Below are 15,448 nucleotides of genomic sequence, written 5' to 3' on the forward strand. Positions count from 1 at the left end.
TCGCTTCTAGATGATTCCGGCCGTGGAAAGGCCGGCGATCTCCTGGGGGGAGAGACCGAGCAGTCCTCCGTAGACCTCGTCGTTGTGCTGGCCGAGCGCGGGGCCCGCGCTGCGCACCCGGCCGGGGGTGCCCGACAGCTTCGGCACCACGTTCTGCATGGCCACCTCGCCGAAGTCCGGATGCGGCACCCGCACGATGGCCTCGCGGGCCTCGAAGTGCGGGTCGGCGAACATGTCCTCGGCCGTGTAGATCCGCCCGGCCGGCACGCCGCCGTCGTGCAGCAGGCGGAGCAGCTCGTCGGCCGGATACGTGACGGTCCAGGCCGAGATGAGCTCGTCCAGCTCGGCCATGTGCTCGCCCCGCGCGCCGTGGGTGGCGTACCGCTCGTCGTCCGCCAGCTCCTTGGCGCCCATGACCTGGGCCAGCCGGGTGAAGACGCTGTCCTGGTTGGCGGCGATGAGGATCGCGTCGCCGTCCCGGGTGGGGTAGACGTTGCTGGGCGAGACGTTCGGCAGCACGGGGCCGGTGCGCTCGCGCTGGTAGCCGGCCTGCTGCCACTCCGGCAGCAGCGACTCCATCATCGCCAGCACCGCCTCGTAGATCGCCGAGTCGACCACCTGGCCGCGGCCGCTGCGCTCGCGCTCGTGCAGCGCCACCAGCGTGCCGACGCACGCGTGGGTGGCGGCCAGGGAGTCGCCGATCGAGATCCCGGCCCGCGACGGCGGCAGGCTGGGGTCACCGGTGACGTAGCGGATGCCGCCCATGGCCTCGCCGATCGACCCGTAGCCGGCGCGCGGCGCGTACGGGCCGGTCTGCCCGAACCCGGTCACCCGCGTGATCACCAGCCGGGGGTTGACCGCGTGCAGCTCCTCCGGCGACATGCCCCAGCGCTCCAGCGTGCCGGGGCGGAAGTTCTCCAGCAGCACGTCCGCCTCGGCGACCAGCTTCCTGACCAGGTCCTGGCCCTGCGGGGTGCGCAGGTCGCAGGTGACCGACTTCTTGTTGCGCGCCACGACCGGCCACCACAGCGACTTGCCGTGCGGCTTCTCCCTGCCCCACTGCCGCATCGGGTCGCCGCGGCCCGGGTCCTCGACCTTGATCACTTCCGCGCCGAAGTCGCCGAGCAGCTGCCCGCAGAACGGCCCCGCCAGCAGCTGGCCGAGCTCGATGACCCGGACGTCGTCCAACGGGAGATGTGTCATGCCTGCTTCCTCGGCTTCCTGGGCTTCCTCGGGCCGAGCAGGGACGCGCGGGCCGAGAACAGGTGGGCCCGCATGACGGCCTCCGCCCATTCGGGGTCCCCGGCCCGTACGGCCGCCGCGATCTCGATGTGGTGGTTGACGCTGCGCCGCATCGCCTCCTCGTCGAAGGCGCTGTACGTGCGCAGCAGGACGGGCGAGTGGACCAGGGCGCTGATCGACTGGGCGAGCACGGTGCTGCCGCCCAGGCGCACCAGCTCCTGGTGGAACTCGGCGTTGAGCCGGTAGACCGCGTCGAGCTCCCGCCTGCCGGCGTGCTCGCCGAGCGACACGGCCACCTCGTGCAGCCGCTCGACGTCCTCGTCGGTGGCGGTCGCGGCGGCCTGCCGCGCGGCCAGGCCCTCGATCCTGGCCCGCAGCTCGAAGATGGTCTCCAGGTCCGCCGCCGGATACTCGATGACCCTGGCGCCCTTGTTGGCCGTGACCTCGACCAGGCCCTCCGACTGCAGCTGGCGCAGCGCCTCACGGACGGGGGTGCGGCTCACCTGGAGCAGCTGGGCGAGCTCGACTTCGCCCAGCCGGTCGCCGGGCGCGTAACGGCCGCCGAGTATCAGGGACCGAAGATCATCGATGACGGACATGCATACATCCTCACGCCGAATTCCCCGATTATGGGGAGTGGCGAGGAGTAATGGCAAGGTTTTGCATACATCTGGTTCAGTGGGCGTCGAGGAACGCGGCGATGTCCGCGGCGACCTCCTCGGGGTGCTCGCCGTTGATCGCGTGCGAGGCCTCCGGGTAGACCTTCACCGTGCCGTTCCGCAGCACGCGCCCGGCGACCTCGCGGGAGACGCCGGGGTCGTGCATCACGGACTCGCCGGCCAGGATCGCCAGCACCGGCATCGTCAGGCCGCTCAGCGCCCCTTCGGCGATGAGCGAGGGCTGCGGCAGGCGGAGCGTGTAGTTCTCCATCCCGGACTCGATCATGTCCGCCACCGGCACGTCCTCCACGGGAGCGCCGCCGGCGGTGTAGGAGTTGAACGAGTCGCGCCAGGACTTCGGCAGCCACGGCACGGACGCGGGGATGGCGCGGATCGCGGTGCCGGCCGGGATGCCCGAGAACGTGTACACGGGGTCGAGCAGGGTCAGCGTGGCGACGTGCCGCGGCCGGTGGACGGCGAGGTTGACGGCCGTCCAGCCGCCGATGGACAGCCCCACCAGGTGGAAGGACTCCTCCGGAAGCTGCGCGAGCACCTGGTCGAGCCAGGCCGCCTGGTCGGCGTCGGAGGTGATCGGCGCCTCCTGCACGCTCTTGCCCGGCTCGCCCAGCAGGTCGATGGTGTAGACGTCACCGATCTTGAGCAGGTGCGGCAAATTGTCGGCCCAGACTGGCGACGCGGACGCCCTGCCGGGCAGCAGCACCAGCGGCCCGGCCCGGCCGGAGGCGCCCTGGTAGCGGTGGACCCGCACGAACCCGAAGCCTGTGCGCACGTCGATCGTCTCGGCGGCCCGCGGCATGTCGGCCATCGCCCTGTCGTAGGCGGCCGTGAAGCGGGCGTGGCCCTCGGCGCTGGTCCAGTGTCCCACCGGTGACGGCTGGCGAAAGGCGAAGGCCAGGGCGACGGCCGCCACGGCGACCACGACACCCGCGATCTTCAATCTCCGGCGACGGCGCTTCGGCGGTGTCGTTCCGACGGTCTGCTCGGTCATCCTTCCCTCCCTGCTGAACGAGGGTCAATTTTTTGACCACACGGTCAGAGCATACGCGAGGGGCGGGTACGGTGGTGGCCATGGCAGGAAAGCGAACCGAGGACCGGCCGCTCAGCTTCATCGAGCAGGCGCGGCGCGACCAGCTCGTGGAGGTCACCATCGGCGTGGTGGCCGAGCACGGTCATGCCGCCGCCTCGCTGGCCCGGATCGCGGAGGCGGCGGGGATCACCAAGGGCGCGGTGCTCTACCACTTCGCCTCCAAGGACGCGGTCGTGGCGGCGGCCCACGCGCACGTGCTCGACGCGCTCGTGGCCGACATCGGGGCGGCGGTCGATGCCGCGCCGGCCGACGGGGCGCCGGCCGCGTACGTGCGGCGGATGGTCGGGCACCTGGCCGAGCGGCCGGACCACGCCCGGATGATCATCGAGGCGATGATCCACGACCACCGCCCCGACTCCTCGGCCCGCTGGAAGCCGCTCGCCACCCTCCTGGGTCATGCCCGCGAAGCCCGCGGTCTCGGCCCCGGGCCCGACCTGCGCACGATCGCGATCATCACCGGCGGCGCGATCGACGCGATCGTCGGCGAGCGCCTGCAGGACCCCGCCTATGACGCCGGGGCCGCGGCCGAAGCGCTCGTCACGATGCTGGAGTCGGCGGCCTTCGCCTGAGAGCGGACGCCCCTTTCGATCCTGGCTGAAAGGTCTCGCCGGACTCCCGCGGCGATCCGTAGGTTCCCCTTGTCCGCGGCTCTCGCCGCGAACCGAAACGACTGGGGGAACGATGAAACGCACGCTGCGAGCCGCCGCGGGGGCCGGCTTGACCCTCGCGACGCTCCTCGTCGCGCCCGCGCCGGCCTCGGCCTCGGCGGGGTCCGACGTGAAGGTCCACACGCTTTCTGTCATGCAGTACCCGAAGTGGGGCCCGCCGAAGGCCCAGCTCCAGAACATCCGCGTGACCTGGCGCAGGGACCGCGCCGACCGGCGGGTCTGGGTCACGGTCAGCGGCCGGCTCCGCGACTCCGGCCCCGGTGACGGCTACTGCGCCCGTTTCGGGCTGCACACGTCGATCAACAGCTGGAAGATCGAGGAAACGTCGACCAAGGAGTGCGACGGGGTGTGGCGATCCGCGTCCCTGGCCCTCGAACCCGGCAGCGGGGGAATGGTCTTCCTGGATCTCTACACGAAGCCCGGGGCCGACAGGACTTCGACGCCGCTGCGGGACCCGTGGCGGACGGACCATCACCCGTACTGACCCTTACCGGGCCGCCGGGTCCCCCCGCAGGAGTGACTCGCCCGACGGGGTCAGCGTGTGCAAGACGGCTCCCCCGATCCTGGACGTGCGGATCAGGCCGGCGTTGCGCAGCACGGTGGCGTGCTGGCTGGCGGAGGGGAGGGAGATCCCGACGCGCTCCGCCAGCGCCGTCGTGGTGGCCGGAACGCGCAGGGCGGCCAGGACCGCCGCCCGGGTGCGGCCCAGCAGCGGGCCGAGGGCGTCCGCTGAACCCGACGACTCCTCGCCGCGGCATATCGGGTACACCAGCACCGTGGAGTCGTCGGGCCGGTACGTCAGTACGGGCGACGGCGCGAAGTACGAGGGGATCAGCAGCAGCCCGCGCCCGCACAGCCGGACGTCGTACGTGTGAGCCGAAGGGATGTGCAGGACGGGCGGGTCCCAGCGCCACGTGACGCTGAGCGTGGCGAGCATGGCGTCGAGGCCGCCGCGGAGCATGGTTTCGAGGCGCACCGAGCGGTCGGCGGCGGCGGCCGCCCGCACCGCCGGCCACATGGGCGCCAGCGACGAGGCGAAATAGGCGCGCAGGTCGGTCGTCAGCGTCCGCCGCCCGGCGGCCGACCCGGCGGCCAGCTCCCGTAGCCCCCGGCTCGGGTCGCGGGCGGACAACAGCCCTACTTCGGCGGCGATCCGGTCGGCGGGGATCTGGCCGATCCGCTCCACTGCGGCGGCGAAATCATGGCAGTCCGGCTGCAGCAGGAAGTCCGGCACGAAGCCGTCGGCGCGGACCAGCTCCATGATGACGCCCGACCGGGCCGGTAAGTCGCCGCGGGGCGGGCGTCGTGCGCCGGGCCGCCACCGGCCTCCGCCGCGGGCGCCGGACAGCAGCCGCACGCTGAGCGCCGTCTCGAACACGGCGTTCGGCTCGGGGGCGAAGGTGATCCTGCGCAGATCGGCTTCGGTGAACGTCAGTCTCAGCACGGGGGTTGATTTTCGCACGCCCGCGCGGGCCCCGGGCGTGCCGTCATCGCCGGGCCCGCCGTTCCCGGTAGGCGCGCTGGCGGCAGGCCCTGGAGCAGTACGCGCGCGGCCGGCCGGTCATGGCGCCCGGCAGAGGAGTCCCGCACACACCGCAGGTTTCGTCACACATTTCGTCACCCACGAGCAGCTCGATGGAGTCCAGCAACCGAGCCAGGCCGAACTCGAAAGGGTCGGCCGGCTCGTCCCAGGCGCCCGCCTCCCACAGGGCGGTGACGACCGGGTAGGCGCTCAGGCGCTCGTAGAGCGAGTCCCGCGCGCCCCACCACTCCTCCTCCCCCACGCCGCTGGCCCGCTCGGCCGCGGCGACCTCGACCAGGCGCAACGCCTCGGCGTCCACGAACCTCCCCAGCAGGTCGGCGGCCGCGACCGTCCGGGCGGGGGCGAGGCCGGCGCCGGAGAGTATGCCGAGCAGGCGGTCGTAGACGGCGACGGCGTTCGGTCCGGGAAGGTGCCGGGTGCCCCGGATCTCCGCCAGCCACGGATGCCGCTTGCGCAGCTCCCAGCTCTGCCGCAGGCACCCCTCCAACTCCTCCCGCCAGCCGCCGGCCGCTCGGACGCCCACCCTCTCAGCGGCCTTCGCCGCAACGGTGTCTGCCTTCTCGGCGGACCTCGCCGGAACAGCGTCCGCTCCCTCGTCCGTCTCCTCCCCAGCGGCGCCCGTTCCACCGGCGCGCGACCGAGAGGACAGCGCGGCAGCGCCTGGTGGCGGCGCGAAGGTGCCGAGGGGTGGCGCGGAGGTGGCGGGGGGTGGGAGTGCGCCGATGGCGGCGTCGCGCATGAGGTCGACGAGGTGGTCGCGGCTGGGGACGTGGCGGTAGAGGGACATGGTCGTGAAGCCGAGCCGCTCGGCCACCTTGCGCATGGACAGCCCCGACAGCCCTTCGGCGTCGGCCACCTCGATGCCCGCCCGCACGATCGCGTCCACGCTCAGCCCCTGCCGCGGATCGCCGTCCGCGTCCCGCCACAGCAATTCCACCGGATCTACGTACGCCATGGTTTATGGTATATACCTGTGTACGCCATAAACGACATCTTCGTGTCCCCCACCGGCGACGACGACGCCCCCGGCACCCTCGACCGGCCCTTCGCCACCATCCCCCGCGCGCTCGAGGCCGCCAGGAAGGGCGGCGAGGCCGTCATCCACCTCAGGGCGGGCTCGTATCCGCCGTTCGAGCTCACCGACCAGGACCGCGACCTCACTCTCCAGCCCCACGACCAGGAGGAGGCCGTCATCAGCGGCGGCCGGACGATCACCGGCTGGACCTGGGAGGACGGCGTGTGGGCCGCCGACGCGGGCGATCTCGACACCCGCGGGCTGCACGTCGACGGCCGCAGGGCCGAGCGCGCGGGCATCGAAGGCTTCCCCGGCGACGCCACCCAGACCGTCACGGGTTACGTCACGTCCGAGCCGCTCGCCTGGGAGAACCCGGCCGGCGTCGAGTTCGTCTACCGGGGCGTCTATCCCTGGACCGAGGCCAGATGCCCGGTCGCCGCCGTCACCGCCGGAGGCACCGAGGTCGTCATGGCGCAGCCCGCCTTCGGCTGGGCGCTCGACCTGTACAACTCGGCCTGGGACGGCCAGACCCAGTCAGGCCCCGGCCTGCCCACCAGGATCGAGAACGACCCGTCCTTCCTCACCGAGCCGGGCACGTTCGTCCTCGACCGCTCCCGCCGCAGGCTCCTGTACCGCGGCGAGCGGCCCGGAACGGCCGTCGCCGCGGAAGCCGGGACCGTGCTGCGCGCCACCGGAGCCAGGAACGTCACCGTGCGCGGCCTGACCTTCGCCGACACGACCTGGTCCAGGCCCGGCTCACCGGAGGGCTTCCTGCACTACCACAGCACCGGCTACTACGACGGCGGCCCCGTCGAGAAGGTCGTCGTGGTCGAGGACCAGGCGTGGGTCACCGTACCGGGAGAGTCGAAGAGCATCCCCGCCGCCGTCACCCTCGGCGGCTGCGCGGATGTGACGTTCGAGCGATGCCGGTTCACCCGGATGGGCGCCACCGCGCTCGGCCTGTCCGGTGGCTCCGGCCTGGCGGTGCGGGCCTGCGTCTTCGACGACCTCTCCGCCTCGGCCGTCTCCGCCGACGGCGGCGCGGGCGTCGTCATCGAGGACAACCTGATCGAACGCCCCGGCCTCGACTACCCCGGCTCCCCCGGCATCGCCGTGTCGGGCACCACCGGGTGCACCATCGCGCACAACGAGATCACCGACGCCGCCCACTGCGGCATCGCCGCCGGGCCCGCGAACGGCACCCGGATCCTGCGCAACCTGGTCACCGGCGCGATGCGGGTGCTCGCCGACGGCGGCGGCGTCTACGTCTCCGGCCCCCAGGGCGCGAGCGCGGCCGACGCCGCGCTGATCAGCGGCAACGTCATCACCGACACCCGCACCCCGTACCACTTCGCCCTCTACACCGACTACGGCGCCGCCTGGGTGACGGTCGAGGGGAACGTCGTGGCGCGCGCCGACAACACCGCGGTCCTGCAGGTCTTCCCGCCCTTGGAGAACGTCACGTACCGGGGCAACTTCTGGGACGCCGACCCGGTCGGCAGCGACGCCGTCCCGCCGGGAGTGACGTACGAGGACAACACCACCCTCGCCGGGGAGGCGCTGGAGGACGCCACCGCGCACATCCGGGCGCGGGCGGGCCGCCGCCTCGATCCGCCGGGGCCGCTGGAGGCTCCGGCGATCAGGCCCTAAGCTGATCCGATGCGCCTCGGGGTGAACGTTCCCAACTTCGGACCCGGCACCGATCCCGGCACGCTCGAACGCTGGGCGTTGACCGTCGAAGGGCTCGGCTACGACCTGCTCATGCTCTCCGACCACCTCGTGATCACCCCCGACGTGGCCGGACAGTACCCCGCGCCGTTCTACGAGCCGTTCACCACGCTGGCCTGGCTGGCGGGCGTCACGCGGCGGATCCGGCTCGGCACCACCGTGCTGGTGGTGCCGTACCGGCATCCCCTGCTGACCGCCCGCATGGCCGCCAACCTGCAGCAGCTCAGCGGCGGGCGGCTGGTGCTCGGCGTGGGCGTCGGCTGGGCGCGGCAGGAGTTCGACGCGCTCGGCGTGCCGTTCGGGCGGCGCGGCGCGCTCACCGACGAGTACGTCGAGGCGATGCGGGCGGCCTGGGCCGACGAGGGCGACTACGGGCCCGGCCGCATCCCGATCTGGGTCGGCGGCAACAGCGACGCCGCCCTGCGCCGGGCCGCCCGGCTCGGCGACGCCTGGCACCCGCTGCGCTTCCGGCTCCCCTGGCTGCGCGAGACGCTCGGCCGGGCGGAGGTGCCGGAGCTGGTGCCGCGCATCGCCCTCCGGATGACCGACACCCCCGTCACCGGCCCCGACCGGCTGGCCGGCGAGGGCACCCTCGACCAGATCATCGGCGACCTCGCCGAACTGCGCGACCTCGGCGCCGCCACGGTCGTGCTCGACCCGTTCAACGGCGACCCCGCCGAGACCGCGCACCCCGAGACGGCCTGGCACGCGCTGGCCGCCGTCGCCGCCCGAAGGGAACTCCGGTGAACCACGACGACGAGCGCCGCCTGCGCAGGGCCATCGAGCTGGCCGCCTCCGCCCGCGACGCCGGCAACCCGCCGTTCGGGTCGCTGCTGGTGGGCCCCGACGGCACTGTGCTGGCCGAGGAGCGCAACACCACCGTCGCCGACCGCGACATCACCGCCCACCCGGAGCTGAAGCTGGCCCGCTGGGCCGCGCGCGAGCTCGACCCCGCCACGGCGGCCGGCACCACTATGTACACGAGCTGCCAGCCGTGCGGCATGTGCGCGGGCGCCATCGAGCGCTCCGGCCTCGGCCGCGTCGTGTTCGCCCTCTCCGGAGAGCAGCTCGACGCGATGAAGCCGGGCGGCGGCTTCCCGCCGGTGCCCCAGGAAGGCCCGGCGCTGCCGCAGGAGGCGCGGGCCCCGGTCGAGGGCTACTACAGCCCACATCCGTGATCACTGGCGGCCCGCTCACGGTCTCCATCCTCCACTTCGCCTGACGGCACGCTGACCGCTGCCGGAAAACGGGCCGGCCCGCTGTCGATCCCGGCGGGGGCCGTTCGTATAACGGGTGAGAGAGAGGAAAAGCCGATGAAGCAGTATCTGCTCAGCATCTACCAGCCTGACGGCGACCCGCCGCCGCCCGAGGTCCTGGAGCCGGTCATACGGAAGCTGGACGCGCTCAACGAGGAGATGCGGACGGCCGGCGCGTGGGTGTTCGCCGCCGCCCTGCACCCGCCGAGCACCGCCACCGTACTGCGGGCGAAGGACGGCGACGTGCTGATGACCGACGGCCCGTACACCGAGGGCAAGGAGCACCTGGGCGGCTTCACCGTCATCCAGGCGCCCGACCTCGACGCGGCGCTCGGCTGGGGCGGCAGGCTGGCCGAGGCCGTCGGGCTGCCGATCGAGGTCCGCCCGTTCCGATGACCGACGTCGAACGCGTCTTCACCGAGGAGTACGGCCGGGCCGTGGCCGTGCTCACCCGCGTGCTCGGCGACATCGACCTCGCCGAGGAGGCGGTCCAGGACGCGTTCGCCGTCGCGGTCCGGCGGTGGCCCGAGGAGGGGCCGCCGCCCTCCCCCGCCGGATGGATCATCACCACCGCCCGCAACCGCGCCGTCGACCGGCTGCGCCGCGAGTCCGCGCGGGCCGGCAAGCACGCCCAGGCGGCCCTGCTGCACGCCCGTGACGAACCCGCCGAGGAGGGGCCCGTGCGCGACGACCGGCTGCGCCTGATCTTCACCTGCTGCCATCCGGCCCTGTCCAGGCCCGCCCAGGTGGCGCTGACGCTGCGGCTGCTCGGCGGCCTGGGCACCGCCGAGATCGCGCGTGCCTTCCTGGTGCCGGAGACGACCATGGCGCAGCGGCTGGTGCGCGCCAAGGGCAAGATCCGTGATGCGCGCATCCCGTACCGGATCCCGCGTGAGGCGGACCTGCCGGACCGGCTGCGACCGGTGCTGGCCGTCCTCTACCTGATCTTCAACGAGGGGTACGCGGCCGGGTCCGGCGAGCGGCTGGTGCGCGAGGACCTGTGCGCGGAGGCGATCCGGCTGGGGCGGCTGCTGGCTGAGCTGATGCCGGACGAGCCGGAGGTTCTCGGCCTGCTGGCGCTCATGCTGCTGCTGGAGTCGCGCCGCCCGGCCCGCACCACCCCCGACGGCCGGCTCGTCCGGCTCGCCGACCAGGACCCGCGGCTGTGGAACGATGAGCTGGCCGAGGAGGGGCGAGAGCTGGTGCGCCGCTGCCTGCGGCGCGACCGGCCGGGGCCGTACCAGATCCAGGCGGCGATCAACGCCGTGCACAGCGAGCCGCCGACGGACTGGCGGCAGGTGGTGGCGCTGTACGACCTGCTGATGGCCGTCGCGCCGAGCCCGGTGGCGGCGCTCAACCGCGCGGTCGCGGTCGCCGAGGTGTCCGGCCCGCGAGAGGCTCTCGGCCTGGTCGAGGCCCTCGACCTGGACCGCTACTACCTCTTCCACGCCGTACGCGCCGACCTGCTCAGGCGGCTCGGCCGTACGCGGGAGGCGGCTCGGGCGTACGAGGAGGCGATCGCCTGTACGGAGAACGGGGCGGAACGGGCGTTCCTGAGCCAGGCCCGCGAGGCGCTCACGAACGCGGAGTCCCCCTCCTCAAGGCAGTGATCGACCACGTGCCCGGGGCGACGGCGGGTGTCCCGGGCAGTCCGGTGTCGCAGACGCCGTCCTTGTTACGTGGCCCGCCGGCTCGGCGACGACACGGCCGACGACGTCGTCTCCGAGACGTTCCTCGCCGCGTTCAGGCAGCGCCGCGCCTGCCGTACGCCGCCCTTTCGCCCGTCTGAACCTGCGTCGCCGGTGGTCGGGGGGTTCGTAGTCCATGACGTACGGCCGCTCGACGTCGTCGCGCACGCGTAAGGATCTATCGAAAGGTGGACGACCGGCGGCAGCCCTCTCGGCGAAGCTGAGGGCCATGAAGAAGGCGATCATTGCCGTGCTCGGCACCATGCTGCTTCCCGTGGCGATGGCGACGCCCGCGGTGGCGGATACGGGGCTGTCCTGGCAGGACTGCGGAGACGGCCTGCTATGTAGCCGGATCATCGTGCCCGCCAACTGGGCCGCGCCCCGAGGAAAGCAGATCACGCTGGGGCTCGCCAAGCTTCCCGCACGTGACCCGGCGACCAGGAAGGGCACGCTTGTCCTCAACCTGGGCGGTCCCGCCCAGCAGATCTCGATCCTGCGCCAGGCAAAGGGCACCTTCGCCGACCTGACCCGATGGTTCGACGTGGTGCTCTACGACCCGCGCGGGTTCGAGGCGAGCACCGAGGTGCGCTGCCCCGATCCGGCGCCGTATCCCGCCAACGGGAAGTGGGTGTTCACCAGTCGCGCCGCCTTCGCCCGGTACACGAAGCAGAACCATCGCTTCGCCTCGGGATGCGCCGAAGCCGCCGGCCCGCTCGCGGGCAACCTGGACACCTGGCAAGGGGCCCGCGACCTGGAGGCGGTCCGGGTGGCGCTGGGCGAGCGGAAGCTGAACTACTTCGGCAACTCCTATGGCGGCGTCCTCGGTGTGGCCTACGCCGAGTATTTCCCGTCCCACGTCGGCCGCATGTACCTGGACAGTCTGATCGACCACACCAACCGGTCGTGGGATGAGTGGGTCCTGGTCAGGGCGAAGGTCAAGGAAGACAACCTGCACCGCTTCGCCGATTGGTGCGCCACCGACCGGAGTTGCGCGCTGTACGGTCGCGACGTGCTCAAGGTGTGGGACGAGGTCATGGCCCGCGCCGCCAGGCGGCCCATTCCCGCACCCGGTGTCGGAGCGGGTGCCACGGCCGACGCGGCCCTGATCGCGTCCCGCGCGGCTGTCTCGTTCGATGCGACATGGCCCGGACTGGCCAAGTCCCTGGCCGAGGCGGACGCGGGTGACGCCAGCCGGTTCGCCGAGCCGTTCGCCGGGGCGCCCGACCCGGACCTCAGCAGGATCACGATGTGCGCCGACTTCCCCTTCCCGAGCACATACCGTGAGGTCGAGGCCATGGAGGCGCGGCTGAGAAAGACCACGCCACGCATCGGCTGGACCTCGGCCTGGCCGATGGCCGCCCTGTGCGCCGGACTCCCGAAGAAGACGTCCTACCCGCCCCATCCCATTCGCCCACGCGGCCTGCCGCCGATCCTCATCGCCAACGGCGAGTACGACGACACATCGACGCCCGCGTACGGACGCCGAATCGCCGCGCAGCTCGACGGCGCCCGCTACCTCCCGGCCAAGGGCGGTCACGCGCTCTACTGGAGCGGCAACCTCTGCGTACGCGACCAGGTGCACCGCTACCTGACCACCGGGCAACTCCCGCCGGCGGGCACGACCTGCGGTCCGGCATCATCGTGACATGCACTGGCTGAGGGAGGTTCTGCTCGTCGCCGGTGCCGCGGCCGCCGCGGCGCTGCTGACCGTACTGGAGCGGCGAGTCCCGGTCGACCTGCCGCTCCTGGTCCTCTTCAGCGCCGGGGTAAGCCTCCCTCTGCTGATTCGGCGGGTGCTGCCGCTGACCGCCGCCGCGACATCGGCGGTGATCGCGCTGGTCGGGATGGCGCAACTGCACCGCTGGGAGGGGATGCTGATCGCGATGTCCCTGTTCTGCGCGGCCGTCTACCACCGCCCGCGGCGTCCGGGCCTGGTGCTGACGGTCTCCTCGTGCTGGGTTCTCGGCACCCTGGCGACGATAGGGGGCGAGGGTGTCCCGGAGCTGACCAGCATAGTGATCATGAGCATCGCGCCCGTGGCCACCGGCTACGCGCTGCGACTGCACCGGGATCAGGCCGACCAGTCACTGCGGCGGCAGCGGGCCGAGGCGGAGCGCGTGCTGGCCGAGGAGCGTACCTGGCTGGCCAGGAACGTGCACGACAGCGTCGGCCACCACCTGACCGCGATCCGGCTGCAGGCCGCGGCGGCCCGGCGGGCGCCCGGCGACGCGCCCGCGAAGCAAGCCCTGCGGACGATCTCGAACCTGTCGCAGTCGGCGCTCACCGAGGTACGCGGCCTGCTGCGGACACTCGACGAGCACCCGGCCGCCATCCAGCCCGGCGCCGCCGACCTGGAGCGGCTGGCCGGACGGCTCACCTGCTCAGAGCGGACGATCACCGTGCGCCGCTCCGGGACCGGATACGCGTTACCGCCGGCCGTCGATCACACCGCCTACCGGTTGGTCCAGGAGGCGCTGACAAACGCCGTACGACATGCGGACGCGACCGAGGTCACCGTCCACCTGCGGCAGGACGAACGCGGCCTGCGCATCGAGGTCCTCGACAACGGCGCCCCGGCCGCAGCGCCCCAGGCCGAGGGGCGGGGAATCCGCGGCATGCGCGAACGGGTGCGCCTGCTCGACGGCACCCTGTCGGTGGGACCGGTCGAAACGGGCGGCTGGCGGGTCCGCGCCGACCTGCCCAGGGATAACGCGTGGTGACGATCCGGGTGCTGGTCGCCGATGATCAGGAGGCGGCGCGGGAAGCGTTGCGGCTCATCCTCGACGGCGAACCCGACATCGACGTGATCGCGTCGGCCGCCGACGGCGCCGAGGCGGTGCACCAGACACTGTCGCGCCGGCCGGACGTGGTGGTGATGGACCTGCGGATGCCGGGTATGGACGGCATCGCCGCCATCGACCGCCTCGCCGCCGCCGAATCCGCCCCCCGCGTGCTCGCTCTGACCACGTTCGACCTCGACGAGTACCTGTTCGGCGCGCTGCGCGCCGGGGCCGCCGGTTTCCTGCTGAAGGACAGTGATCCCGACGTGCTCGTCGCGGCGGTCCGCGAGCTGCACCAGGGCAGGGGCTTGATCGACCCGCAGGTGACCGGCCGCCTGATCAACCGCTTCGCCGCGCTGTCCCCGCGCCCCGCCACCCCCGAACTCGACCTACTGACCCCGCGCGAACACCACGTGCTCCGTCTCCTGGCCCGAGGACTGAGCAACGGCGAGATCGCCGCCGCGTGCACCATCGGGGAAGGCACGGTCAAGACACACGTCAACCGAATCCTCACCAAACTCGGCCTCCGGAGCCGCGTGCACGCCGCGATCTATGCCCACGAACACGGCCTTGTCGCCCGCGAAGCTCCTTGACCGCCCGCCGTCTTGAGCCCTGTCCCGTGGGACGAACGTCGGGCCGCCCGGCCCGTACACCCCCGACGGCCGGCCCGTCCGGCTCGGGCGTACGGGCGGAACGGGCGTTCCTGCAGGAGTCCCGCGAGGCGCTCAGCCGCTGACCCCGGCCGCGCTCGCGTAGCGGGCGGCCAGTTCGCGCAGGTGGGCGCGGAGCTCGGGCGGGTCCAGCACCTCGAACCCGACGCCCAGGCTGCCGAGGAAGCCCGCCAGGTAGTGCAGCGAGTCGCCGCCGGTCTCCAGCAGGGCGCCGTCGCCGTCCGCGGTGAGCAGCCCGGCGGCCGGGGTGAGCCGATCCGCCACCACCTCGACGGGGGCGTGCAGGCGGACCCTGGCCTGGTGGCGCCAGGCGGTGGAGCCCGCGCCGCGGACCACGCGGGTCGCCGCGTCCTCGTCGGGCAGCTCGCGGGGGGTGAAGCGGGGGCCGTTGGGGACGCGGAGGGTGAGGCGGTCGGCGCGGAACGTCCGCCAGTCGCCCCGCGCGGTGTCCCAGGCCAGCAGATACCAGCGGCGGCCGGTGTGGACCAGCCGGTGCGGCTGGGCGGCCCGGGTGCTGACGGTCCCGTCATGGCCCCGGTAGTCGAAGCGGAGCGTCTCCCTGGCGCGGACGGCGTCGGCGACGGCGGTCAGTGTCGCCGCATCCACGGTGGGGCCGCGGCCGGTGACCGAGACCGTCGCGTCCCGTACCGCCTCGATGCGGTGGCGCAGCCGCGACGGCAGCAGCTGCCGCAGCTTGGCGAGCGCGCGCAGCGAGGTCTCCTCGATGCCGGTGACCGTGCCGCCGGCGGCCGCGTGCAGGCTGACCGCCACCGCGACGGCCTCCTCGTCGTCGAGCAGCAGCGGCGGCAGCGCGGCCCCCGCCCCCAGCCGGTAGCCGCCCGCGGTGCCGGTGGTCGAGGAGATCTCGTAGCCCAGGAGGCGCAGCCGCTCGACGTCGTTGCGCACGGTGCGGGTGGTCACGCCGAGCCGCCCGGCCAGCTCGGCGCCGGTCCAGCCGGGGCGGGCCTGGAAGAGCGACAGCAGCCGCAGCAGCCGTACCGAGGTTTCCAGCATGACCCGATGATGCCAGCCGTTGAGGAAACGCACGTTCCTCAACGACTCCTAGCGTGGTACCTACCGAACGAAAGGG

16 protein-coding genes are annotated in these 15,448 nt (G+C 72.8%); 10 read left to right on the forward strand and 6 right to left on the reverse strand.

The annotated features are described in order from the left end of the window. Nucleotides 1-6: 6 nt before the first annotated feature. From ACZ6YG_RS15660 to ACZ6YG_RS15670, 3 genes are all read right to left on the reverse strand, one after another. A complete protein-coding gene (locus ACZ6YG_RS15660) occupies nt 7-1,203 on the reverse strand; it encodes a CaiB/BaiF CoA transferase family protein (RefSeq protein ID WP_466018366.1) in 1,197 nt (398 codons plus the stop codon). Then, on the reverse strand, nt 1,200-1,841 hold the full coding sequence (locus tag ACZ6YG_RS15665; protein WP_148031631.1) for a GntR family transcriptional regulator: 642 nt from the start codon (nt 1,839-1,841) through the stop codon (nt 1,200-1,202). The genes ACZ6YG_RS15660 and ACZ6YG_RS15665 overlap by 4 nt, the downstream gene beginning before the upstream one ends. Nucleotides 1,842-1,917: 76 nt before the next feature. After that, nucleotides 1,918-2,910, reverse strand: coding sequence for an alpha/beta fold hydrolase (locus ACZ6YG_RS15670; protein WP_466018367.1), 993 nt, complete (start codon nt 2,908-2,910; stop codon nt 1,918-1,920). Nucleotides 2,911-2,990: 80 nt separating this feature from the next. Here ACZ6YG_RS15670 and ACZ6YG_RS15675 point away from each other — a divergent pair, with 80 nt between their 5' ends. Both ACZ6YG_RS15675 and ACZ6YG_RS15680 read left to right on the forward strand, forming a co-directional pair. Next, a complete protein-coding gene (locus ACZ6YG_RS15675; RefSeq protein ID WP_466018368.1) occupies nt 2,991-3,578 on the forward strand; it encodes a TetR/AcrR family transcriptional regulator in 588 nt (195 codons plus the stop codon). Nucleotides 3,579-3,690: 112 nt separating this feature from the next. After that, nucleotides 3,691-4,161, forward strand: a complete 471-nt coding sequence (locus ACZ6YG_RS15680) for a hypothetical protein (protein ID WP_466018369.1) — start codon at nt 3,691-3,693, stop codon at nt 4,159-4,161. 3 nt (nt 4,162-4,164) lie between these two features. Here ACZ6YG_RS15680 and ACZ6YG_RS15685 read toward each other — a convergent pair whose 3' ends face one another. After that, complete coding sequence (locus tag ACZ6YG_RS15685; protein WP_466018370.1) at nt 4,165-5,121, reverse strand: ArsR/SmtB family transcription factor; 957 nt, start codon at nt 5,119-5,121, stop codon at nt 4,165-4,167. 43 nt (nt 5,122-5,164) lie between these two features. After that, nucleotides 5,165-6,175 (reverse strand): TetR/AcrR family transcriptional regulator, encoded by a 1,011-nt coding sequence (locus ACZ6YG_RS15690; protein ID WP_466018371.1) that lies wholly within the window; start codon nt 6,173-6,175, stop codon nt 5,165-5,167. Between the two features lie 18 nt (nt 6,176-6,193). On the opposite strand from ACZ6YG_RS15690, the gene ACZ6YG_RS15695 reads away from it, so the two are divergent. The 8 genes from ACZ6YG_RS15695 to ACZ6YG_RS15730 all read left to right on the forward strand — a co-directional run bounded on the left by ACZ6YG_RS15695 (nt 6,194) and on the right by ACZ6YG_RS15730 (nt 14,280). Beyond that, nucleotides 6,194-7,885, forward strand: coding sequence for a right-handed parallel beta-helix repeat-containing protein (locus ACZ6YG_RS15695; RefSeq protein ID WP_466018372.1), 1,692 nt, complete (start codon nt 6,194-6,196; stop codon nt 7,883-7,885). Nucleotides 7,886-7,894: 9 nt separating this feature from the next. Next, nucleotides 7,895-8,710 (forward strand): LLM class flavin-dependent oxidoreductase, encoded by an 816-nt coding sequence (locus tag ACZ6YG_RS15700; RefSeq protein WP_271280243.1) that lies wholly within the window; start codon nt 7,895-7,897, stop codon nt 8,708-8,710. Beyond that, nucleotides 8,707-9,141 (forward strand): nucleoside deaminase, encoded by a 435-nt coding sequence (locus ACZ6YG_RS15705; RefSeq protein ID WP_271280244.1) that lies wholly within the window; start codon nt 8,707-8,709, stop codon nt 9,139-9,141. Before ACZ6YG_RS15700 ends, ACZ6YG_RS15705 begins: the two co-directional genes overlap by 4 nt. 135 nt (nt 9,142-9,276) lie before the next feature. Then, entirely contained in the window at nt 9,277-9,615 is a 339-nt protein-coding gene (locus ACZ6YG_RS15710; protein ID WP_148031639.1) for a YciI family protein, read from the forward strand. Next, complete coding sequence (locus tag ACZ6YG_RS15715; RefSeq protein WP_466018373.1) at nt 9,612-10,829, forward strand: RNA polymerase sigma factor; 1,218 nt, start codon at nt 9,612-9,614, stop codon at nt 10,827-10,829. Before ACZ6YG_RS15710 ends, ACZ6YG_RS15715 begins: the two co-directional genes overlap by 4 nt. A gap of 307 nt (nt 10,830-11,136) precedes the next feature. Then, nucleotides 11,137-12,552 (forward strand): alpha/beta fold hydrolase, encoded by a 1,416-nt coding sequence (locus ACZ6YG_RS15720; protein WP_466018374.1) that lies wholly within the window; start codon nt 11,137-11,139, stop codon nt 12,550-12,552. 1 nt (nt 12,553) lies between these two features. Then, on the forward strand, nt 12,554-13,627 hold the full coding sequence (locus ACZ6YG_RS15725; protein ID WP_397198888.1) for a sensor histidine kinase: 1,074 nt from the start codon (nt 12,554-12,556) through the stop codon (nt 13,625-13,627). Further along, nucleotides 13,621-14,280: a response regulator gene (locus ACZ6YG_RS15730; RefSeq protein ID WP_466018375.1), complete on the forward strand. Its 660-nt coding sequence runs from the start codon at nt 13,621-13,623 to the stop codon at nt 14,278-14,280. Before ACZ6YG_RS15725 ends, ACZ6YG_RS15730 begins: the two co-directional genes overlap by 7 nt. A gap of 132 nt (nt 14,281-14,412) precedes the next feature. Here ACZ6YG_RS15730 and ACZ6YG_RS15735 read toward each other — a convergent pair whose 3' ends face one another. Continuing rightward, complete coding sequence (locus ACZ6YG_RS15735) at nt 14,413-15,372, reverse strand: helix-turn-helix transcriptional regulator (RefSeq protein ID WP_466018376.1); 960 nt, start codon at nt 15,370-15,372, stop codon at nt 14,413-14,415. Nucleotides 15,373-15,448 lie beyond the last annotated feature (76 nt).

The sequence above is a fragment of the Nonomuraea sp. NPDC054003 genome, from assembly GCF_055585125.1.